Origin of the sequence: Pedobacter chitinilyticus (genome assembly GCF_003313385.1) — a bacterium.
Classification (GTDB): domain Bacteria; phylum Bacteroidota; class Bacteroidia; order Sphingobacteriales; family Sphingobacteriaceae; genus Pedobacter; species Pedobacter chitinilyticus.
In genome coordinates, this window is record NZ_QMHN01000001.1 from 1,635,652 (window position 1) to 1,657,116 (window position 21,465).

Below are 21,465 nucleotides of genomic sequence, written 5' to 3' on the forward strand. Positions count from 1 at the left end.
TAGCATTTTAAAGCTAATATAAAATGATCATCTGTTATTTAGCCGTTCCAGCTTTATGTCCTTTTGAAGCAAAGTAAATGATATACAAATAGCCTGGAACCATTGCATATAAAAATGCATGCTGAAAATCTATATGTAATTTGTCTTTCATAAAACCATATACCAATGGCCAAATTGCTCCACCTGCAATGCCCATGATCATAATGGCCGAACCCGTTTTAGTAAACCTTCCTAGGCCTTTAATGCCTAATGGAAAAATTGCAGGCCACATTAGTGAATTGGCAAGACCTAATAAAGCTACAAACCAAAATGAGATTACACCCGTAGTAAAAACAGAAAGGATTGTAAATAATATACCTACAGAGGTACATATTCTAAGTGCTGCTTGTTGACTAATAAATTTTGGAATAGTGATAATACCAATAAGATATCCCACTAACATAAAACCTAAGGTAAAAGCAGTTGCGTTATCTCTAAAAACAGCAGGAACCGTACCCAATTCTCTAGCATAGGTACCAATAATATCGCCCGCCATTACTTCTACGGCTACACAAAAAAAGATTGCAAGCGCTCCTAAAAATAAATGAGGATAATCAAATATTGATTTTTTGGAATGTGTAACACCGTCAACACTCTCTTCTTTTTCCATATTAACCTCTGGTAGTTTTACAAACTTAAGTACTATCGCAAATAGGCCTAAAACTGCCGCCAAAGCAATATATGGCGCATGAAGTTGTTGCAATAATTCGTTTAAGATGTTTTGCTTTTCTGTTTCTGAACCAGCTTGAGCCAACCTTGCTTCAGCAGCGTTAGCACCTTTTAGCAATAAAGTACTTAATATAATAGGAGCAACAATACCTGCTGTTTTATTACAGAAACCTGCTATAGATATACGTTGTGCGGCACTATCAATTGGTCCAATAATACTTAAATAAGGGTTAACCGCTGTTTGCAATAGAGCCATTCCTGAACCTTGTACAAAAATTGCGGTTAAAAATAAAATATAGCTACTTTTTTCGGCAGCAGGAATGAACAGTAAAGAACCTAAGCCTAAAATCACCAAGCTAGTCACCAAACCATTATGGAAGCCTATTTTCTTAAGAATCCAAGAACTTGGGATGGCTAGAAAAAAGTAAGCGATATATGAGGCAAAAGTTACTAAATAGGCTTGCAAATCGGTTTCTAGATCAAATGCCTTTTTCGCAAATGGAATTAATGAGCCATTAGCCCAGGTTACAAAACCCAGAATAAAAAACAAAGCACAGCAGATTACCATTGGGCCAAATGCCGTCTTGTTTTGGTTTGGAGTAGAATTCATTGTTTCAGTTTGGTTTAAATTTCGTCTAACTTAAGCAAAAGCGCCAGCATTTTAAATAATTTTAATTATTAAAATGCTCGCAAACGTTTGTGTAGGGCACAAAAAAAGTCCCGTATGTACGGGACTCTTCATTACAAAATATCTTTTAAGCTTAGTGGCCGCCAGAAACTTTCTGGTCGAAATTGATGCCTTGTGCTTTTAGGATGGCGCTTGCTCTTAAAGCATAAAATATCAAGTAAGCAAAACATAAAATACCAATTACATAACTGTATTGGATACCTACCATTTCGGCAACCAAACCTTGTAACGGGCTAATGATTGCCCCCCCCATAATCATCATGATCAAATAGCTACTTCCCTGACTGGTGTTTTTTCCTAAACCGCTTACCGCTAAAGTAAAGATACATGGCCATAATGTACTACAGAACAAACCTACACTAGTAAATGCATAAACACTTACCATACCGCTAGTAAACATACCTGTTAATAGTGCCAATACACCTATTAAAGAGAAAATCAACAGCATTCTAGCTGGATTGCCTTTGCTCAAGATATCTGCAACAATTAATACTAAAATAATTAATCCATATACGTAGAAAGGAGCTAAATCGTGGTTAAAAAATGCATTTACCGCTAAGAACACACCAAACGCTAAATAAGGCGCCACAAACCTTAAAATTTTTCTCATCTGCAAGTTATCAGTAAAAGCTTCAACCGCACCAGTCCATCTACCAATCATCATACTGGCCCAATACAGCGAAATATATGGCGCCACTTGCCCTGTAGTGAAACCTAAGTGTTTAATCATATACTCAGGTAAGTTACTTGCGGTAGATACTTCTACACCCACGTAAACAAAAATAGCAATCATACCCAACACCAATTGAGGATATTTAAGGGCAGAGCTTTTACTTCCCGCAGTTTCTACTTCTGCTTCTGCAATGGCAGGTTTATCGGGTAGTGGAGAAAATTTAAGAAAAATCGCTACAACTAGAAATGCTGCTCCCAACACTAAATAAGGAATCTTTACACTTTGGATATCTAAAGTATTTGTAGCATGAACGGCAGAGCCGAAAATAGCGATGTTAACAATTAGAGGGCCAATAGTTGTACCTAAGTTATTGATACCGCCCGCCAATGTTAAACGTTGCGAACCAGTATTAACAGGGCCTAAAGCAATTGCCAAAGGATTAGCCACGGTTTGTTGTAATGAAAAACCTAAGGCCACGATAAACAAACCAGAAAGCATTAATGGAAAAGAACCTGTATTTGCTGCTGGATAAAACAATAATGTTCCTACGGCAGAAATACTTAAACCTAGGGCCAAACTATTTTTATAGCCTATTTTATTGATCAAATCCGTCTTCATTACTGCCGAAATACCGATATAGATCAGAGATCCTACGGTGTATGCAATGTAAAAGGCAAATGACACTAACTGGCTCTCAAATTGTGATAATTTAAATGCTTCTTTAAAAACGGGGATGAGTATGTCGTTACTCGCCGCTACGAAGCCCCAAAAGAAAAACACAGTTACTAAGGGGATAAACTGCGCCCAATTGGTTTTTACATTCTGTTCCATATTTGGTTAAAATTTAAGGTTTGAAAAAATTTGCGCTAAACATAGTTATTTTTTTTCAAATTAGTGTACTTAGTACACTTTCTTTGAAGTTGTTTAAAAGGGATAAATACCCTATACGTTCAGCATTAAAAAATGTGTTTTTAAAAATGTAAAAACTTCACAAAAATTGAGCTTTTAGCTATGAAAATTGCATATTAGCAGAAATTACAGAAACAATAAATGTTTGAGGCAATCATTTTGGGTATTGGGGCGGGTCTGATTTCATCTTTTGTAACGGGACCTGTATTCTTTGCCATGATTAAAACCAGTATCGAAAGGGGCTTTAAAGCAGGCTTTTCTTTGGCTTCGGGTGTTATTGTTAGCGACCTCATCTTAATTAGCATAGTCCTTTTTGGTTCTCAATTTTTCAAATATCAACAAGAATTTGATAAGTATGTGGGCATTATTGGCGGCATTTTTATTGTCGGCATAGGCATTTACTACCTCTTATCTAATGTAAAAATCAATTATACCGAAGGTGACAACATTAAAGTAAGTAAGCGGGGATATATTTTAAAAGGTTTTTTAATGTGCATCCTCACTCCTTCTACCTTGATGTTTTGGGTAATTGTAAGTGGCATCATCTCTGTAAAACTAAATAGTCTGCCTGAGAAAATACTCTGCTTTTTAATTGCCATGATGGTTCAACTCTCTGTAGATGGACTTAAGACCTATTATGCCAGCAAGCTTCGTTATCGGATTAAGGAAAATACCTTAAAGAAACTGAATAAGGTAGCGGGTGTGATCATTATTGGCTTCGCCATTTGGCTGATTGTAAAAACCTATTTGCAGTTTTATTAGCTGCTACCTTCCTATTATATTGATATCAACCTCTCCCTAGCCCTCTCCTTTAAAAGTAGAGGGAATTGATAGTGCTAGATTATGCTGTGTTACTAAGGGGATTGTTATTGCTTCTGCTAAGCGCTATTCTCTCCCTCAAAGGGAGAACCGAAACGCAGCGAGCTCATTGATACCAAAATACAATAACATGCTTATCAATAGATGCCGAAGGCAGAGAGGGTCAAATTCTAGTGCAAATTGCTAATACATCACGATTCCCGCTTATACGGGAATGACGCGCAAATGAAAGCAAGTACTTAACCAAACAACTTTCTTGTCTCATTGTTAAACTTGAAACAAGTATCATTATGGAACCTTTTGAAATTAATTTAGTTGGACAGACACTGACCATACAACCTCGACTGAACGAAACTTATGATGTTTTTGATGGTAACGAAAAGCTGGGCGAAGTGCATTGTATTTCCGTAGATGGTGGTACTAGATGGACTTCGGAAGTATTAAATGATGATTATGCTGCTCAAATTGGCGAGTTAATTGATGAGCATCAGCTTTAATTCTTTTTATTTCTATCTCCAAACAGTTTGTTCATAAACTCTTCTGTGATCCTTTCTATTCTACCTGTAATTTCTCCTTCTTTGATGGTCACCAATACGTTGATAGAGACAAGTTCTTCTTTCTTACCTTTGGTTACTGCTGGTTTCCAACCCCTAAAATCGTTCAAAGCCATTACAATTTTATCGGTTACAATGTGACCTTTGGTTTCGGTGTGGCTTAATACACAGCTTTGTCCCAAGGAATCAACCAATACTTGTACCATGATATTGCCTTGCAGGTTATTGACGTAGGCTTTTGAATTTACTTCCTTAAACATGGATGCAAATGCTGCGCTATCTGCTGTTACTTTGGTATCGCCACAATCAAGACAGAAACGTGCGGTATTGCAATCGGTGTATTTTTTAGGGAAGATATTTTGGGCAAAAGCACTTGAGAATATCGCCAATAGCGTTAGGAGTAAATAGATCTTTTTCATGATTTAGGAGGATTCAAAGCTAAAAACGAAGATAGAAATAAATGTTGATTAACTATCTGAACATGAGTTTGGGATAAGGAAAGATTTAAAACAAAAAGAAATTCGATATTTATGCAAAACCATACATTTCTTGCTCCTATTTTTAGTTCTGTCGCTTCGCGGACAAACTTTTTTCCTGTAGCTGAAAAAAGTATGCAAAAAAAGCCACGGCTGCGCCTGATGCTATTAAAGTCATAAGTGAGGCAAAATACTGCTATCCGCATCAGCCAAGGCCAATTTTCAGGTGAACGGAAAAATATTGCTTGGGCTAGAGTTAGTTCAAAAACCGTTCTTTAATCAGAACTCATGCTATTTCAGTTTCTTTCTTAATTTTCCTTTGAAGTTTTCGGATTTAATTACCTCTCCTTCGTCGGTGACCATTACACAGCTGTAGGTTGGAAATTGACGGATTAAGGCCAAGCCTTTTTCTTTTCCCAAGACCATGATGGAGGTGCTAAAACCATTGGCCATTTCGGCACTTGGTCCTATGACGGTTACGCTGATTAAGCCTGTAGCGGGATAGCCCGTCACCGGATTGATGATGTGGGTATAACGTTTGCCATTAAACTCCACAAACTTTTCATAGCTACCAGAGGTGGTTACGGCATCTCTTTTTAACGGAATAATGGCAATAGACTTCTCCTCATCAAAGGGATTGGTGATCCCAACATTCCAAGGTTTACCGTTGGGCTTGGTTCCCCAGGTGGTCATGTCACCAGAGGCGTTTACGATTCCTGCTTTTACGCCTTTGGCTTCCATCAGTTCGCGTCCTTTATCCGCTGCATAACCTTTTCCCGTAGCACCGAAACCAATTTTCATTCCTTCTAATTTCAAAAAAATGGTGCAGGCAGCACTGTCCAATATGATATTTCGATAGCCTACTTTAGCGACGGATTTTTTGATGTCGGCTTCGCTGGGCATTGCTTTCATTGAACCATCGAAGTACCAGATTTTATCCATGGCGGCATAACTAACGTCGAAAGCACCCTGTGTGATGGCAGAAAAATATAGTGAACGTTTGGTCAAATCAAATACTTCACGGTCTACCTTTACGGCTTTGATGCCAGCGTTACGGTTTACTTCGGAGATTTGAGAACTTGCTTTCCAATCGGAAATAAGGTCTTCAATACGGGTCATTTCTGCAATGACTTCATCGATGTGTTGATCGGCAGTTTTTGGGTCGGCAGCAACGATGCTGATATCGAAACGGCTGCCCATGAGGGTTACAGCACGTTCTTTTAATACTTGTGCGTGGGTGTAGAGAGTGAAGAGGAAGAGAAAGGTGAAAAGTAAGGGGGATTGTTTGGTCATGCGAAATTGTGGAACCATTTATTGAAGTGATGTAATGTCGACATATTCAAATTAAAACTAATAAAATAAACGAATGATGAAACAATCATTTAAAACTATGCATAGTCCAAAGATTTAACTTCGTTTAGCTTGCGGTTCTCGGCTTCGTTGCTCTCCGCTCGAAATGACGGCAGTAGTGCATATGCTTAATAACAATCGGTGAGTAACTGTCCATTCTTTTTATAATACGCTAAATCATTTCCATTTATTTTCATGCAAATTTCATCGATTACTTTTTCGACATCTTGCTGCATTTGTAGGGAACCACAAATCATTACTACACCGCCATTGTTTAATAAAAGTGCTAAATAGGAAGCATCATTCCGAATTAAATCCATCACATAGCAGTGGTTTTGTTCTCTTGAAAAGGCAAATTGATAGGTTTTTAGCTTATGGTTTTGTATTTGCTGATCCAAAAATGCTTTGTGCTGCTTAATGATGTCTGTTTCTTTACGGAAACCTACATATAAATGATTGTCCGCATTTTTATTACTTTGAGTGATCATTCCCAGAAAAGGTGCAATGCCCGTTCCATTGGCAATCATGGCCAAGGGTTTGTTTTTCGGCTGATGGAAAGATTCGTTTGTCACCATACGGGCCCTGAAGGTATCCCCTACTTTCAAATCGTTCAAATAACTGGAGCCTAGACCTGATGGATGGAGTTTCACTACCAGTTGCACATTTCCTTGGCACTTGGCTACCGAGTATAATCGCTCCCTATTGTCATCTGCTGGATAGATGGCCAATAAATCGCCCGAAGTAAATTTAGTTCGTGTTGGGGTTCTAATGGTAAGGGTAAACGTTTGCTCTGCTTCAGAAACTTCTGTGCGGTCCAAGACCATCATTTTATGTAGGCCTTTGGGTTTCTTTGCATACAATGCTGGTGTAGTAGCCAGCTCAACGGCTACCTTTTCGCTCCATGTTTTTACCCATTGTACAAACTGAATGGCTGATTTATCATCAATGGTATGCAGTTTTATTAGTTGTTTAGCCCAAGCTTGTTCGGCTAGTTTTTGATCTATCTGTTTAGCGAACTCGCAGAAATCGGGATAGGAATGTGAACCAAATCCTATTACAGAGAAATTAACTTCCTCTTTCTGAGGAAATTTATCGATCAGTTGCCAAACTTTATTGGCATTTGAAGGTGGATCGCCCAAACCATAGGTAGAGGTAAATACCAACAAGTGCTTTGCTTTTGGAAAAACCTGGTACTGGTTTAATTGTGCCAAGTAGGAAACTTTTCCTTGGGCTATCAACTGCTCGTGGATGGCATTGGCGAAACGTAAAGTACTTCCGTTTTCTGTTCCCACTAGCAAAATAAACTCTGCGTCGTTGGTTTTATGTTTGTTCTTGATTTTGGTTGCCCTACGTTTTAAGGTGATGGCAAAGCCTGAATAGATGAAGAACAGGATATTGAGACAAGCTATTCCTAAAATAACCGCCCAAATGATGTTGGTACGTCCCGTATGCAGGTCGAGGCTTAAGTTTTCCAATACCAAAGTGGTCGGATACTTCACTTCGCTTAGCACGTTCCCACTAAACTGGTCAACAATGAGTTCTGTGTCGCTTAGTTTTAAGTTGTAGTATTCCTCAGGGTCTTCTGCGAAGGGGAATTCTATCTTTTTAACGTCTGCTAGTTTGGTATTTTTAAATAGCTCAAATTCCTCGATCTTTTGTTGAATAGGGTCTTGGGTTGGGGCTACAATTTCTTTATGTTCGGCTTTGTGTTCTGGAAAAAGCTGAAACCTTGCCATACATAAATAGGTTCCTGTTAAAGCTATGACCAAAACTGGGATCAAAATCAACCTACCTGTAATGATATGGTAATATTGTGCAAAATATTCTTTGACTACTTTGGTAAAAAACTTGGCTAAACTGCGCTGTCTTTGAATGATTAAGGCCATCCCTGAAATGGCAATTAGCAATAGCAAGAAAGAAACAATGCCTACAATGAGCCTCCCAGTTTCCTTTAAAAACATGGAGCGGTGTAGTGCGGTAGTCCATTCCACAAAAGCACTTTTGTCGATGGGCTTTCCCAAAATTTTACCCGTGGCTGGATCTACATAGGCATCTACTTCGTTTCCTTCTTCATCAAATCCTTTTAAGCGGACAAAACCATTATGATCTATATCAAGCTCGCTAATTTCGGAGAAGTTTTTCTTTAATACGGGAACGGTTTGCGCCACGGTAATTTCGTTGAAATTAGCAGCACGGTAGGAAGGCATTTTTTCTTGGATCGCATCTATAGCAAGTATGGCACCGGTAACCGATGCCATAACTAGAAAAAGCGATGAAATTAATGCCAATGCCAAATGGGCGTAGCGCCAAATGGATAGGGTCATTTTTTTTATTTACGGTTGAACTTTGCTAAATCTAATGTATTTGATGTATCCTTTTCCATCGGCTTTGCCTGCTAACGCTTCTGTGGTTAAAGGAATTTCTACATCTGATAGGTGATATTTTTGGTCTTCTACAGACGATTCGAATCGTAGTTTGTAACCTTTGTTCACTACGGCATCATCAATGTCTAAATTTACCATGGTTCTATCGCCACCACCGATAGAAGCGCCTGTTTTGGCATCCAACTTTTGAGTTTTGGAGAAGAACTTGAACCACTCTTTAAATCCGTTATACCATTTTTTGTCCTTGCCCATCATGTACAAGGTTTTTTCATAATCTCCTTTTGGATTGATTAAGGATACCACAATGTATGCGCCTTCACCAGTATAGGCATTCATTTGCAGCATACATTTATATTTTGAAGTTTGTGCCATGGCTTGTGAAGAGAAGCTCAACAATAAACCTAGGACAGCTATTTTAAGAAAAGATTTCATTTATATATCTATTGTTTTAGTAGTGAGATGTTAGTTTTTAAGGAAGCTTACTGAAACGTTCTTTTTAGACAGGAATTCATTTTCTGAAGCCAGGTCATAAGCTGTTTCGTCGAATTCTGTTTTTAAGCTTTTATCAGCACCTGAAGCGATCAAATATTTAAGAATTTCATCGTCTTTTGAAATTAAAGCAGCTCTGTGCAATACGGTTAAACCTTCTTTGTTTTTGGCATTGATATCGATTTTTAAGGCTGCCAATTTCTTCAACAAACCTAAATCAGCTTTTGCGATTGCGATGTGATACAAAGTGCTGCCGTCTTTTTGAGCACCTTCCACGTTTAATCCTTTTGATTTCAACAAGGTTAGTTTCTCGGTAAGTTCATCTTTAGCATTGGCACCACCTTGAGGACCTGCTGGACGGTAATTCTGTACGGCAAAGTAAGCCAAGTTATGTCCCGCTTGATCTTCGATTTTTACGTTAGCGCCTTTACTCAACAAGAAAGCAGCTATTTCAGGTGAACCAGTAGCTATTGCTGCCGTTAAAGCAGATTCGCCTCTTTCGTTTACGGCATTGATGTTTTTAACTTTTGGTGCCAATAATTCCACCACCGCTAAGTTTTTACCCGCAGCAGCATTCATGAAAGGTGTTACTCCTTCTCCGTCAGCTTTATTTACATCTACTCCTTTTGCCAAGAAATAATTGATGATTTCTTCTTGGTTTGGTTTGCGGACAATGCTGTGTAGTACATTGCCGCTTTTGTTTGCAAAGTTTGGATTTAGTTTAAGGTCTTCTACCAAGTATTTGTAGGCCTCTATAGGTGCCGCCGTACCGCGTCCACCTTGCGACATGAAAATTAAAGCCGCATTAGTTGCCTTTACTCCTTTGCTCAATAGGTTTTTCAATACTTCAACGTTACCGCTTTTGGCAGCATAGTCAAATGCAGTAGCACCTTCGCTATCCACATCTTTTAAAGAAAGTCCTTTGGAGGTTAGGTAATTGGCGATGGCTAAATCATTATCGTTAGCAATGCCTAATAACAATAGGTTTGCGCCATTTCTGTATTTCTTTTTAAGATCGATACCGCCTTTTACAAAAGCATCATAAACGGCTACATTCTTCTGTCCACCTGATACGGCAAAAACTATCGGCTCGCTTCCGTGACTATCTGGTGTTTGGATGTCTGAACCTTTAGCAATTAAGTATTCCACCAACTCTGCATTGCCTCTTAGTGCTGCCCAGTGTAAATAGATACGGCTATCGTGTGTAATTTTACCTACGCCGTTACCTGGCTGCTCTATCAAAAACTTGATGGTTTCGGTAGGTGCATTGTTATTGATAGCCATGGTAGTAGCATCAAAAGCTCTTGGATCTAATGCTGTAGGATTGTTTCCCTTGGCTATTTCGGCTTTTACGGCTTCTACCGTAGGGTTTTGTTTCCAAAAATCAGCTTGTAATAATGTATTTTTATTTTGTGCCTTTGCTGAGCTAAATCCAAGAACAAGTGCGGCAGCGAGTATTACTTTCTTCATTTCTATTTAAACATAAGGTTATGAATTCGCTTGCGAAATTACTTATTTAGACTAAATCCACATAATAAACTTCATGCTTTTTTTCGCTTTACGTCATTATTTCTATCTATTGCGTAAACAAGCATTAAAAAAACCAATAAAATTCTACTCAACTATGGAGGCTCTTGGTGTTTTTTAAGCTGATTAAAATACGTCTGTTGCTTTTTTTGGTTTTATTTGTCCTTCGCCTCGCCGTGCAAATATTTGAAAAATAGCTGCTTGTATTTTTTTTAAGTTTTTAGCAGAAAAATATTTGTTTGGAATGTATAAAGTTGTACTTTTGTCACACTCAAAAAAACACGGTGGATGTAGCTCAGTCGGTTAGAGCATCGGTTTGTGGTGCCGAGGGTCGTGGGTTCGAGCCCCATCTTCCACCCCGAGTTTTGAAAGCAGTTCTGAAAAGAGCTGCTTTTTTTGTTTTTACCTACTGGCGTCATTTCGAACGTAGCGTAGCGAGGAGAAAGCTATGTTGGTTTTGTTTATCCAAGAAATTGGTTCGATGTTTTGATTTCAAAAATCCAATTTTTTCAAAAATGTATTTATCGATCTACAGATGGGTAGAATTCCTTGTTGTTTGGAGCAGTCCGCACTTAAAGGTTATCGGCTTCTTTATTGTCCTTTTTCAAAAATGCCACGTTTGTTGCTTTGTAATTTAGGGCAGTAGTAGTACCAACTGTCACATCAATGGTAACGCCAGTAATTTTAGAGGCCAATGATGAAGCGAGAAATACGCCAGTATTTGCAATATCTGCCATCATCGGCATTTGCTTCAACATGGTATCATTTGCCATCTTGTCGATGAATTCTTTTACTTCATCACCCCCTGCTGCTATAGCTTCCTTAAAAGGTCTTGAGTCTGGCGAACCACCCGAGCGAATGTTGACAACCCTTACACCCGATGACCCAACTTCAGCTGCAAGGTTCCGAGAAAAGCCTTCTATTGCATTGCAAGCAGGTCCAAATCCGCCTACATTTGCATAACCAATGCCTCCAGGGGTGGCTGTGAGTGATAAGATTACACCAGAGTTTTGTTGAGACATGTATCTCGCTGCTGCAGTGCCAGTTAAAAACTGCGTTTTCATTGCGATGTTGATTGGCTGCTGAAAATCTTCAACAGTCATCTCAATTAAAGGAATATCCTGAACATCCTTTATCCCTATTGCATTGAAGGAAATGTCGATGCTTCCTACTTTATCTATTACACTTTTAAGAAATGTTTCAATAGCATCCTGATCTAATGCGTCTACTGCTGCTGCCTCCGCCTTTCCACCATTCCTGATTATTTCATCAGCAACTTTTTGAGCAGTTTCCAACCTGTAATGGGTGACAAAAACATTTGCCCCTGCTTCTGCGAAAGCCTTTGCAAATGCACCACCGATAGATGCACTGGCACCATAAATAACTGCATTCTTATCTTTAAGTATCATGATATCGCTTTTTAATCAAACATAATAACTATTGTAATTTTATGATGGGTGCTTTAGCGACTTTCATAAGGGGTATTGGAGACATTTTATACAATTCCTAATTTCAGAAAGTATTTCATTCAGGGTGGATGCTCCTCCAGGAAGCAGAAATGCTTGGGTAACATTTCCATCGGCTCCGGCTGTAGTGGATCCCACAACTTTCATATTAGGAACCATCTTCCTTGCCATGTACTCTCTGGTACTTTGTGTTTCTTCATTAACCAATTCTTCTTTTGCTAGAAGGGAAGTTTCTTGACCACCCCGAATTGAAAAAGGGCGAGCGCTCTCGAATGAAGATTTTCAGAATTAATCCTCATATAGATTTGCCCATATATATAATTGAAAGGATTTTATAACAAGCATTAGACCTATACAGGATGGACATCATTAAATTCAAGGATTAAGCCTTATTTTTTTAAAAGAATATCTAACTGTGCCTTAAAGAGTTTGCCAATCGGAATGGTATAATTTTCAATAAATAGTTGGTTGCCTTCTACAAGCTTGATGTGTTTTGGAACTACCATAAACGATCTGTGTACCTGAACAAGACTATCAATAGGCATGAGTTCCGAGATGGAAGCTAGTTTTCCGCGTGTGGTAATGATCTCTTCTTTGAGTACAATTTTAATATAGTTACCTGCAGATTCAACAAACAAAATATCATCAATTACAATTTGTACATATTTGTTATCTGAACGGAGAAAAATTCTTTCCTGCTTTTCATCGCTAACAGCATTTTGGGTATTGGATGGTATTTTGGGATTATCGGCCCGTGCCTTATTCACCGCCTTTAAAAAGCGTTCGAACGAAAATGGTTTGAGCAGGTAATCAACAATGTTTAACTCATAACCTTCTAAAGCATGCTCTTTATAAGCGGTGGTTACAATTACTTTTGGTAGATTGGGCAGCGTTTTTAAAAAATCGAAGCCTTGCAGCTTAGGCATATTCAAGTCCAGAAAAATTAAATCTACTGTGTGTTTATTGAGGTACTCGATGGCTTCAATGGCATCATAGCAATCTTCCATCAATTGCATATTGGGCAGCAGCGAGCAATACTTTTTGATGATATCGTGAGCAATCGATTCATCATCCACAATAATGTATTTTAAACTCATAAAGTAAGTTTCAAGCTAATTTTATAAATCGCTGCACTGGTAGAGGATATCTCCAATTCATGTTTTTTAAAGTAAACCAATTCTAACCGTTTTTTCAAATTATTCAAGCCAATACCTGGGTTGTCAATTTGTTCATCGGCATCAAAATTATTTTCAATTTCAAAATCGATGTGTTTTAAGGTCGCATTTAAACGAATATAAACAAATGCACCTTTTCTAAGTCTTTCTACCCCATGTTTAAAAGCATTTTCAACCATAATAATTAATAGCAAAGGCATAATTTTAATGGTTGGGTCTTCTACATCTACCTCAAAGCGAATATCTATCGTTTTGTGGTAGCGCATTTTATGCAAATCCATGTAGTTTTCAAGATAGGTAATTTCGTCTGCTAAGCTAACCCAATCCTTTTGTCCTTCGTAAATGCTGTAGCGCATCATGTCTGATAGTTTAAGGATTAATTGTTGCGCTTTAGCAGGATTTAGTTCTACCAATCCGTACAAATTATTTAAGGTATTGAAAAAAAAGTGCGGATTAACCTGACTTTTCAGGTGCATTAATTCGGCTTGGGTTTTATCTTTTTTAAGGCGGAGTATATATTTGATCTGAATAACTAACCAGCGAATCATCCAGACCATCATCGATATGAAAAATAGTAGGATGTAGATGTGATAATCTTCTTCTTTTCCAAAAAAGTCATTAAAAACCACAATTATGAGCGTGATTACGATGAAAAAGTAAGGCACTAGCCTTTTAAGAAATTGCTTATTCAATAGTTTTTGGCGTAAAGTCATTTTACAAAACTACATAATAATTTAGGCGGTAAATACGGATTGTTGTAGACATACGTCATAGTGTGATGAACGTGCAGTTAATAGTGGCAAAGTACTTTTATCCCTATCTGCTGGCTATTTGAACCTATATGCCATTCGTCTATCCCAATTGCTTTTTTATCCATTTTATTGCGCATAACATTGGCTTAAAATTTAATCAATTATGCAAGATCTCATCATTAGCAATCTTTCTAAAACATACAAAAACGGCGTAAAAGCACTTCAGGATATAACCTTACAGATACCCATAGGGATGTATGGCTTGCTAGGGCCAAATGGCGCTGGCAAATCTACCTTGATGCGCACTATAGCCACTTTGCAAACACCTGATTTTGGCAGCATACAGTTAGGTGGTCTCGATGTTTTAGCGCAACCGAATGAATTGAGAAAGGTATTGGGTTACTTGCCACAGCAATTTGGGGTGTATCCAGCATTATCTGCTGAGCTATTATTGGATCATTTGGCGGTGCTGAAGGGAATTATCAACAGCAAAGAGCGTAAAGAAATTATACAGGCACTATTACATAAGGTAAACTTATACGAAGTGCGAAAACAAAAACTGGGCGGGTTTTCTGGAGGGATGAAACAACGTTTTGGCATTGCCCAGGCACTATTGAACAATCCTAAATTGCTGATTGTAGATGAGCCAACAGCAGGTTTAGATCCTGTAGAACGCAACCGCTTTTATAATTTACTAAGTGAAGTTGGCGAGCAGACCATTGTTATTCTCTCCACACATATTGTAGATGATGTAAAAGAATTATGCCCTCGAATGGCCATCATTAACAAAGGGAAGGTACTTGTTCAGGGTAATCCTTTACAAATTATGGAAAACCTGCAGGGGCGATTGTATGAGAAAATGATACACAAAAACGAATTGGAACATTATAAAAATGAATATCAGGTCATTAGTGATCGACTGTATTTAGGAAACCAAATTGTTCACGTGTTGAGTGACAAACACCCTGGTTCAGGCTTCAAACTTATTGAGGCCAACTTAGAAGATGTTTATATGTCTCAAATTTTTAACGCTTAATCTCTAAACCTTATGTTTTACGAATTTTTCATCTTCGAAATTAAATACCGATTAAAGCGACCTGAAACTTATTTCTTCTTTCTGCTGCTATTTATGTTCTCGGCAGTAGGCGTGGAGTTTGTTTTTCAGGGTATAGATTTAGGATTGGTAAAGAAGAATGCGCCATTGGTGATTGCTAAAACAATGGGTGCAATTACGGGTCTGTCTATGATTATTTCATCTATGATTATGGGCGTTCCGGTACTGCGTGATTTTCAGTATGATGTTACTTCGCTCATCTATGTTAATCCTATCGCAAAAAGGGATTATCTGTTGGGCCGTTTTTTAGGTTCTTTTGTGGTATTACTTTTTATTTTTAGTGCTGTGCTTTGGGGAATGATGATCGGAGAATTTATGCCTTGGAACAAACCAAACGAGTTTTTGCCCTTTCAGTTGATGAATTACCTACAGCCCTTTATTTGGGTGGTTTTGCCTACGTTGTTTTTTGGTGCTGCTGTATTTTTTGCGACTGGGGCGCTTACTAAAAATCTAATGGTGGTGTATATGCAAGGTGTCGTCATTTTTGTATTGTTTATGATTACCAAAGGCATTACGAATGAAACCTTACAGGCCTTATTTGATCCCTTCTCACTCACTACCTTAACTAAAGCAAGTAAAGGCTGGACGGTAGCGGATAGAAATGCTGCACTTATTCCTGTATCAGGAATTATGCTGCTCAATAGATTTTTCTGGATAGGCGTGGGTATTTTGGCCTTGGCCATTGGCTACAACAAGTTTAAATTGATAGTTGTAAACGAAAAGGTTTCTCCTAAAAAACAACCGCAAGAAATTAAAAGCACAGCGGTTATATTTACGAAACGCCTACCCTTGGTTACACCTGTTTATGATATGAAAGCGCAGTTCGTTCAGCTATTGCTTAACGCTTGGTTTCATAGTTTGTCTATTCTTAAACTGATTTCCTTTTGGGCAATTATTCTGTGTTGTTTCGTCGTTATTTTGGTCAATTCGGTAAGTTTGGGCAATGCTTATGGTGTAGATAGTTACCCAACTACGTATTTCATTATCGAAGAACTGCGGGAGATGTCTATTTATTTCTTCATGATTATTTTAGTTTTTTATGCTGGCGAAATCATGTGGAAGGAAAAAGATGTAAATCTTAACCTCATTCATGATGCTACACCGCTTGCTAGTTTTGTTAATCTGAGCAGCAGATTTCTGGGATTACTGCTCATTTATGCCATTGTGATGCTTTCGCTCATTGCTGCTGGTATGCTCTTTCAAACATTTAACGGCTATTATCATTACGAATTGGATGTCTATTTCTTCGGCTTTTTCTTAGAGCTATTTCCATTTTTGGCACTTTATACTTTTGCAGCCATTTTCTTTCAGGCACTTACTGGCAACAAATTTATGGGGATGCTCGCCACCATCGCCTTTGCCATCATCAACGTAGCTATTGGCGTATTTGGTTTAGAACATGCCTTGCTTAACTTTGGCGGGCAGGCGCTGGCTAGTTATTCTGATATGAATGGATATGGTCACTTCTTAACGGCCTACCTTTGGGTAAAAATCTACTGGGTTTTGTTTGGTGTGCTGCTCTTAATTTTTGCGAGTATTTTGATGGCAAAAGGAAACGAAACAGGCTTGAGCAAAAGATGGACGAGCGGACTAAAACAAATAGAGAAATCGTTTAGGATTTTTAGTTTAGTTTGCCTCACGCTCTTTATCAGCATTGGAAGTTATATTTTTTACAATACCAATGTGTTAAATGAATTTTGGACGAAGGGCGAGCAAAGCGATTTTAGAGCTGGTTACGAAAAGGCGTTGAAGCAGTTTGAATACCTCCCACAGCCTAAAATTACAGCTATCAAACTAAAAGTTGATTTGTTTCCTTCGCAGAGAGCCTATCAAATTAAAGGTGAATATTTGCTTACCAATATATCTCCAGTTCCTATTCGGCAAATTCATGTGCAAAAACTATTAGAATCAAATTTAACATTAACAGACGTAAGCTTTAATTGCCCTGCAACCACAAACAAAAGGTATGAAAAATATCATTATATCATTTACGAGTTGAGCCAGCCGTTAGCATCTGGCCAAACGCTAAGAATGAACTTTAAACAAACCTTACAGCCGAAGGGTTTTGAAGCCGATAATTCTGATATAGATGTAGTTGACAACGGTACTTTTTTTGATAATGCGGTGCTGCCAAGTTTTGGTTATCAAAAAAAATATGAACTGCAAGAAGAAGACGACAGAAAGCATTTTGCACTGTTACCACGAAAGCATAAAGCCAAACGAGATGATGTACGAGAGCTGGTAAATGCACGTAGCGGAAGTGATTCTGATGGTATCAACTTAGATATTGTCATCAGTACAACAGCGCCACAAACAGCACTTACGTCTGGCGATTTAGTGGCAAAATGGAATACCAATGATCGTAATTATTTTCATTATAAAACCAATCAACAGATCATCAATTTTTATCCCATAGTATCGGCTGATTATCAAGTGATGAGAGATACTTGCATCCCGTTAGGAAATACCAAAAATAAACCTGTTGATTTAGAGATTTATTACCAAAAAGGGTATGAGTACAACTTGAAACGTATGATGGAATCGATGAAAATGTCTTTGGATTATTACAGCAAACATTTCAGCCCTTACCAATACCAGCAATTGCGTATTGTGGAGTTTCCAAGGTATCGCACCTTTGCCCAATCGCTCCCTGGCATTATCCCTTTTTCGGAGGCTATTGGTTTTGTAATGAACATTGATGATCAAAAAGATGTAGACATGGCATTTTACGTTACTGCTCATGAGGTGGCACACCAATGGTGGGGCTTACAATTGGAAGCTGCAAATGTACAGGGACAAAATATGATTTTAGAAACACTGGCCCAATATTCGGCTATGATGGTGCTTAAAGCAAAATATTCGGATAAAAAAGTGCAGCAATTTTTAAAGTTCCAATTGAATGAATATAACGAAGCTAAGTTAAAGTCGAGCAAGAAAGAGCTACCATTGGCATTGGTTGAAAATGAAGAACACATTTACTACAACAAAGGCGCAATTGTGATGTATGAATTGCAGGAACAAATTGGTGAAGAGCATGTGAACAAAGCCTTACAACATTTCCTAAAGGATTGGCGCTCTTTTAACAAGCAGAAAAAGTTAAATCGCTATGCAACTACATTAGATCTGATTCAGTATTTCCGCGGGGTAACGCCAGATTTGAAGCAGCATGTTATAACAGACTTGTTTGAAAAGGTGAATAGTATGAAGTAGCTAATGACCAATATACACATGAAGAAATTTACATTTACCTTTATTTTTGATCATTTCAGTTAGCCTTAATGCACACGAAAAAGTAGTAACTCATAAAGATTCGCTAAACTGGGTTGTAAAAGAGTATTATGACCTAAATCTAAAGACAATTGGTTTAAATGATGATTTCTACCAAGGGATAATCTCTCCAAAACCACCTATTTCAATCAATTCGTTTACAAAATGGTTTGAATTACGCACCGTAAATGACCCTCGAGTTTTGAAAGCAGTTCTGAAAATAGCTGCTTTTTTTGTTTACATCGCTTTTTGCAAAACAAAAAGTGGTTTTAAAGTGGTTAACTATCTTAATTAGCTAGAATCTCTTCCTGTCCTCTTAAAGAGTAACTTCCAAAAAAAAGCCCCGTCTGTAGACGGGGCGTTCAATAAATTTATAAACAGATCTTAATCTATTTACCAAAAAGGTTGAGCTTCAAGTTTACCTCGAAACTGCCATTAGTCTGGCCTGCCAGTGCCGCTGTATTGGAGCTATAGATCCCCATCAGATCAAAGTTTTTAGATAGCTTTGCACTAAATCCGAACGAAGTGCTCTTTGTACTGTGGTACATCGCCATCAAACCGATCTTATCTTCAACAAAGGTAAAGTTCGCACCCACATCGAAGATGTTGTCCATGCCCTTTACCCCACGGAAGGCCACTTTTGGTTCCAGCCCCATTCCCTCACTTTCAGATAACCTTATCCTGTAGCTGGCCGCGGCAAAGAACCTTGCCTCATTCACCACCCGTTCACCATCTTTGCTGAAGCCCAAGTTGTTCCTCAGATTGGGCATGGCCGCTTGTAGGCTCAGTTTTCCGCTGGTATAAGCTACCCCGAAATCTCCATCCACATATTGTTGGCGCTCGTTGAAATTCCTCGTTGAGGGATCGTTCGGATCACCGTCCATCAGGCCCTGGTCCACCAGCTCGTCCATAAAGCCCAGCGACAGCCCAAAGCTCAGCTTATCATTTTTACTGCTGACTGGAAGGTGATAGGCATAGCTGCCCATTACCCTGGTACGTTTGAATAGCCCCGTCTGGTCATTGTATACGTTTAGTCCGAGACCCGCCTTTGGCGTCATTGCATAGGAGCCTGTCAGCAACTGCACCTTTGGCGACCCAGGGATCGTGCTCCATTGTTGACGATAGCCCAGATCAACCTCTAGTCCTTTTCCAATGCCCGCAAAGGCAGGATTGTTTAGGTACTGGTTATGGTAGTACATTGCACCCAATGGTGCCAACTGTGCATTTGCGGTACCGAAGGTAATTCCCGATACCATCAATGCCATTATATATCTTTTCATTTTCATGAACTTGTTCATTGTTATACTCATTCTAAACATCCCTTAGTCCCTTACAATTGATACGAAACCTTTTCTCTTTGCTTTGCCATTACCAAAGTCGATGATGTAATAATAGGTGCCTTTGGCCAATGGCGATCCGCTGAAGGTGCCATCCCAGTTATTGTCGTAACTTTTCTTGCTGTAGACGATCCTACCAGCGACATCGAAGATCTTGATCTCGTTGTTTGGATACATATCGATATTACGGATCACTAGGTAGTCATTCTTTCCATCGCCATTTGGCGTAAGTATATTAGTGCCAGAGATCAACTCGAAATCTTCCCTCACCTCGATGGTTATTGTAGCACTCTGGCTACAGCCGTTGGCGTTGGTAGCCGTTACGGTATAGGTAGTCGTTTGCGAAGGACGAACTGTAAGCACCGCTGTTTGTTGACCGCTGATGATACCATTTGCATTAGACCAGCTATGAGCGGCTCCGCCAGTTGCTGTAAGCTGCAAAGTAGCCCCCTTGGAAACCGAGAGACCGCTGCCCGAAACGATATTTACCATCGGAAGGGCATTGATGGTCAGCTGACCGTTCACATATGCAAAGGTATAATTGCCCGAAGCCCCGCCACCAGGTATAAGGGCATAGGTTCCTGCTGCACTATTAGGTGTTGCACTGGTTGTAACCGTAGGCTTGGCAGAAAGACTGTTCTCGTTATCACTGAACCTGAAACCACTGTAGCTTAGGCTTAAAGCTGGCAGGTTATTTCCTTGACACATTACAGCACTGTTGGTACTTACCGTAAGCACTGCCTTATTGATGACAAAGTTGGCACCAACATAAGTAATCGCATAATTACCACCAAGGCTTAAGGTGCCCTGCTCAATGGCATAGCTTCCCACATTCTCTCCCACCACACGCGTAATTGCTCCACTAAAGTTGTCGCTACCCACAAGGGTTCCTGTATAACTATAGGTTAGGGCAGGATCGGCATCGCCATAGGTCTTCGCTTTTGCAGCAGCAGTCACCGTAATTGGCTTAGCTTCTACCATGATATTTCCTGTAGCGTAGCCGATGTTATAGTTAGCGGCAGTAAAGGTGCCCCCAATGGCAGCACTTGGCGTAACAGCGGCTGTATAGGTACCCACTGTAGCATTAGCCGCAGCGCCTGTTCCGTAGGCAATCGTTACACTTCCAATCGTCTCCCCGTTCTCTAAACCTGTACTGGTAAATGCGGTTGAACCAGCAGTTCCCGCTAATACCTAACCGTAAACTTTATTTACATTGTTGGCTGTGATGGTCAATGTTTTGGCACCAACAATGATGTTGCCCATAGTGTAGCTGATGCTATAGTTTCCTATAGCAAATGTACCTCCCGTAGCGGCACTTGGTGTAATAGATCCCGTATAGGTGCCAACCGTAGCATTGGCGGCAGCACCTGTGCCATAGGCTAAAGTTACACTTCCAATCGTCTCCCCGTTCTCCAAACCTGTACTGGTAAATGCGGTTGAACCAGCAGTTCCCGCTAATACCTGACCGTAAACTTTATTTACATTGTTGGCTGTGATGGTCAATGTTTTGGCACCAACGACGATGTTGCCCGTCGTGTAGCTGATGCTGTAGTTTCCTATAGCAAATGTACCTCCCGTAGCGGCACTTGGTGTAACCGAGCCTGTATAGGCACCAACCGCAGCATTGGCTGCAGCACCCGTACCATAGGCAATTGTTACACTTCCAATCGTCTCCCCGTTCTCTAAACCTGTACTGGTAAATGCAGTTGAACCAGCAGTTCCCGACAATACCTGACCGTAAACTTTATTTACATTGTTGGCTGTGATGGTCAATGTT

At 39.3% G+C, this 21,465-nt stretch carries 17 protein-coding genes and 1 tRNA gene; 5 read left to right on the plus strand and 13 right to left on the minus strand.

The genetic code is table 11. The features are described 5' to 3' along the window. Positions 1-34: 34 nt before the first annotated feature. Both DUT70_RS06815 and DUT70_RS06820 read right to left on the minus strand, forming a co-directional pair. Positions 35-1,318: a sugar MFS transporter gene (locus DUT70_RS06815; RefSeq protein ID WP_240432045.1), complete on the minus strand. Its 1,284-nt coding sequence runs from the start codon at positions 1,316-1,318 to the stop codon at positions 35-37. A 151-nt stretch (positions 1,319-1,469) separates the two neighbouring features. Then, a complete protein-coding gene (locus DUT70_RS06820) occupies positions 1,470-2,900 on the minus strand; it encodes a sugar MFS transporter (RefSeq protein ID WP_113646495.1) in 1,431 nt (476 codons plus the stop codon). Positions 2,901-3,119: 219 nt separating this feature from the next. On the opposite strand from DUT70_RS06820, the gene DUT70_RS06825 reads away from it, so the two are divergent. Together DUT70_RS06825 and DUT70_RS06830 are read left to right on the plus strand one after the other, a co-directional pair. Continuing rightward, positions 3,120-3,740 (plus strand): LysE family translocator, encoded by a 621-nt coding sequence (locus DUT70_RS06825; protein ID WP_113646496.1) that lies wholly within the window; start codon positions 3,120-3,122, stop codon positions 3,738-3,740. Between the two features lie 347 nt (positions 3,741-4,087). Beyond that, a complete protein-coding gene (locus tag DUT70_RS06830; RefSeq protein WP_113646497.1) occupies positions 4,088-4,294 on the plus strand; it encodes a hypothetical protein in 207 nt (68 codons plus the stop codon). On the opposite strand, the gene DUT70_RS06835 is transcribed toward DUT70_RS06830, so the two are convergent. From DUT70_RS06835 to DUT70_RS06855, 5 genes are all read right to left on the minus strand, one after another. Next, a complete protein-coding gene (locus DUT70_RS06835) occupies positions 4,291-4,770 on the minus strand; it encodes a hypothetical protein (protein ID WP_128353323.1) in 480 nt (159 codons plus the stop codon). The two genes, DUT70_RS06830 and DUT70_RS06835, sit on opposite strands and share 4 nt — an antisense overlap. A 348-nt stretch (positions 4,771-5,118) precedes the next feature. Continuing rightward, a complete protein-coding gene (locus DUT70_RS06840) occupies positions 5,119-6,120 on the minus strand; it encodes an FAD:protein FMN transferase (RefSeq protein WP_205529746.1) in 1,002 nt (333 codons plus the stop codon). Positions 6,121-6,305: 185 nt separating this feature from the next. Then, positions 6,306-8,501 carry a PepSY domain-containing protein gene (locus DUT70_RS06845; RefSeq protein ID WP_113646499.1) on the minus strand — a complete coding sequence of 732 codons (2,196 nt, stop codon included), beginning with the start codon at positions 8,499-8,501 and terminating at the stop codon, positions 6,306-6,308. Positions 8,502-8,510: 9 nt separating this feature from the next. Further along, positions 8,511-8,993 carry a DUF2271 domain-containing protein gene (locus tag DUT70_RS06850; RefSeq protein WP_113646500.1) on the minus strand — a complete coding sequence of 161 codons (483 nt, stop codon included), beginning with the start codon at positions 8,991-8,993 and terminating at the stop codon, positions 8,511-8,513. Positions 8,994-9,023: 30 nt separating this feature from the next. Then, positions 9,024-10,520 (minus strand): ankyrin repeat domain-containing protein, encoded by a 1,497-nt coding sequence (locus DUT70_RS06855; RefSeq protein WP_113646501.1) that lies wholly within the window; start codon positions 10,518-10,520, stop codon positions 9,024-9,026. Positions 10,521-10,860: 340 nt separating this feature from the next. Between DUT70_RS06855 and DUT70_RS06860 the strand changes: the two genes are divergently transcribed. Next, positions 10,861-10,936 (plus strand) — tRNA-His (locus tag DUT70_RS06860). Between the two features lie 213 nt (positions 10,937-11,149). On the opposite strand, the gene DUT70_RS06865 is transcribed toward DUT70_RS06860, so the two are convergent. From DUT70_RS06865 to DUT70_RS06875, 3 genes are all read right to left on the minus strand, one after another. Beyond that, positions 11,150-11,986, minus strand: coding sequence for an SDR family NAD(P)-dependent oxidoreductase (locus DUT70_RS06865; protein WP_113646502.1), 837 nt, complete (start codon positions 11,984-11,986; stop codon positions 11,150-11,152). Between the two features lie 446 nt (positions 11,987-12,432). Continuing rightward, positions 12,433-13,140, minus strand: coding sequence for a LytR/AlgR family response regulator transcription factor (locus tag DUT70_RS06870; protein WP_113646503.1), 708 nt, complete (start codon positions 13,138-13,140; stop codon positions 12,433-12,435). Beyond that, positions 13,137-13,931 (minus strand): sensor histidine kinase, encoded by a 795-nt coding sequence (locus DUT70_RS06875; protein ID WP_113646504.1) that lies wholly within the window; start codon positions 13,929-13,931, stop codon positions 13,137-13,139. Before DUT70_RS06875 ends, DUT70_RS06870 begins: the two co-directional genes overlap by 4 nt. A 202-nt stretch (positions 13,932-14,133) precedes the next feature. On the opposite strand from DUT70_RS06875, the gene DUT70_RS06880 reads away from it, so the two are divergent. Together DUT70_RS06880 and DUT70_RS06885 are read left to right on the plus strand one after the other, a co-directional pair. Beyond that, positions 14,134-15,006, plus strand: coding sequence for an ABC transporter ATP-binding protein (locus DUT70_RS06880; RefSeq protein ID WP_113646505.1), 873 nt, complete (start codon positions 14,134-14,136; stop codon positions 15,004-15,006). A gap of 12 nt (positions 15,007-15,018) precedes the next feature. Then, positions 15,019-18,294 carry an ABC transporter permease/M1 family aminopeptidase gene (locus DUT70_RS06885; RefSeq protein ID WP_113646506.1) on the plus strand — a complete coding sequence of 1,092 codons (3,276 nt, stop codon included), beginning with the start codon at positions 15,019-15,021 and terminating at the stop codon, positions 18,292-18,294. Between the two features lie 446 nt (positions 18,295-18,740). On the opposite strand, the gene DUT70_RS06895 is transcribed toward DUT70_RS06885, so the two are convergent. The 3 genes from DUT70_RS06895 to DUT70_RS06905 all read right to left on the minus strand — a co-directional run. Then, positions 18,741-19,631 (minus strand): PorP/SprF family type IX secretion system membrane protein, encoded by an 891-nt coding sequence (locus tag DUT70_RS06895; protein WP_240432046.1) that lies wholly within the window; start codon positions 19,629-19,631, stop codon positions 18,741-18,743. A 42-nt stretch (positions 19,632-19,673) separates the two neighbouring features. After that, on the minus strand, positions 19,674-20,765 hold the full coding sequence (locus DUT70_RS06900) for an MBG domain-containing protein (protein ID WP_113646508.1): 1,092 nt from the start codon (positions 20,763-20,765) through the stop codon (positions 19,674-19,676). Between the two features lie 114 nt (positions 20,766-20,879). Then, positions 20,880-21,465 (minus strand): MBG domain-containing protein (locus tag DUT70_RS06905; protein ID WP_205529747.1); only part of this gene is annotated, 586 nt, incomplete at its 5' end.

Excerpts from the sequence above, each read along its gene's own strand:
- DUT70_RS06815 (WP_240432045.1), bottom strand. The coding sequence starts at position 1,318 with ATGAATTCTACTCCAAACCAAAACAAGACGGCATTTGGCCCAATGGTA.
- DUT70_RS06820 (WP_113646495.1), bottom strand. The coding sequence starts at position 2,900 with ATGGAACAGAATGTAAAAACCAATTGGGCGCAGTTTATCCCCTTAGTA.
- DUT70_RS06825 (WP_113646496.1), top strand. The coding sequence starts at position 3,120 with ATGTTTGAGGCAATCATTTTGGGTATTGGGGCGGGTCTGATTTCATCT.
- DUT70_RS06830 (WP_113646497.1), top strand. The coding sequence starts at position 4,088 with ATGGAACCTTTTGAAATTAATTTAGTTGGACAGACACTGACCATACAA.
- DUT70_RS06835 (WP_128353323.1), bottom strand. The coding sequence starts at position 4,770 with ATGAAAAAGATCTATTTACTCCTAACGCTATTGGCGATATTCTCAAGT.
- DUT70_RS06840 (WP_205529746.1), bottom strand. The coding sequence starts at position 6,120 with ATGACCAAACAATCCCCCTTACTTTTCACCTTTCTCTTCCTCTTCACT.
- DUT70_RS06845 (WP_113646499.1), bottom strand. The coding sequence starts at position 8,501 with ATGACCCTATCCATTTGGCGCTACGCCCATTTGGCATTGGCATTAATT.
- DUT70_RS06850 (WP_113646500.1), bottom strand. The coding sequence starts at position 8,993 with ATGAAATCTTTTCTTAAAATAGCTGTCCTAGGTTTATTGTTGAGCTTC.
- DUT70_RS06855 (WP_113646501.1), bottom strand. The coding sequence starts at position 10,520 with ATGAAGAAAGTAATACTCGCTGCCGCACTTGTTCTTGGATTTAGCTCA.
- DUT70_RS06865 (WP_113646502.1), bottom strand. The coding sequence starts at position 11,986 with ATGATACTTAAAGATAAGAATGCAGTTATTTATGGTGCCAGTGCATCT.
- DUT70_RS06870 (WP_113646503.1), bottom strand. The coding sequence starts at position 13,140 with ATGAGTTTAAAATACATTATTGTGGATGATGAATCGATTGCTCACGAT.
- DUT70_RS06875 (WP_113646504.1), bottom strand. The coding sequence starts at position 13,931 with ATGACTTTACGCCAAAAACTATTGAATAAGCAATTTCTTAAAAGGCTA.
- DUT70_RS06880 (WP_113646505.1), top strand. The coding sequence starts at position 14,134 with ATGCAAGATCTCATCATTAGCAATCTTTCTAAAACATACAAAAACGGC.
- DUT70_RS06885 (WP_113646506.1), top strand. The coding sequence starts at position 15,019 with ATGTTTTACGAATTTTTCATCTTCGAAATTAAATACCGATTAAAGCGA.
- DUT70_RS06895 (WP_240432046.1), bottom strand. The coding sequence starts at position 19,631 with ATGAAAAGATATATAATGGCATTGATGGTATCGGGAATTACCTTCGGT.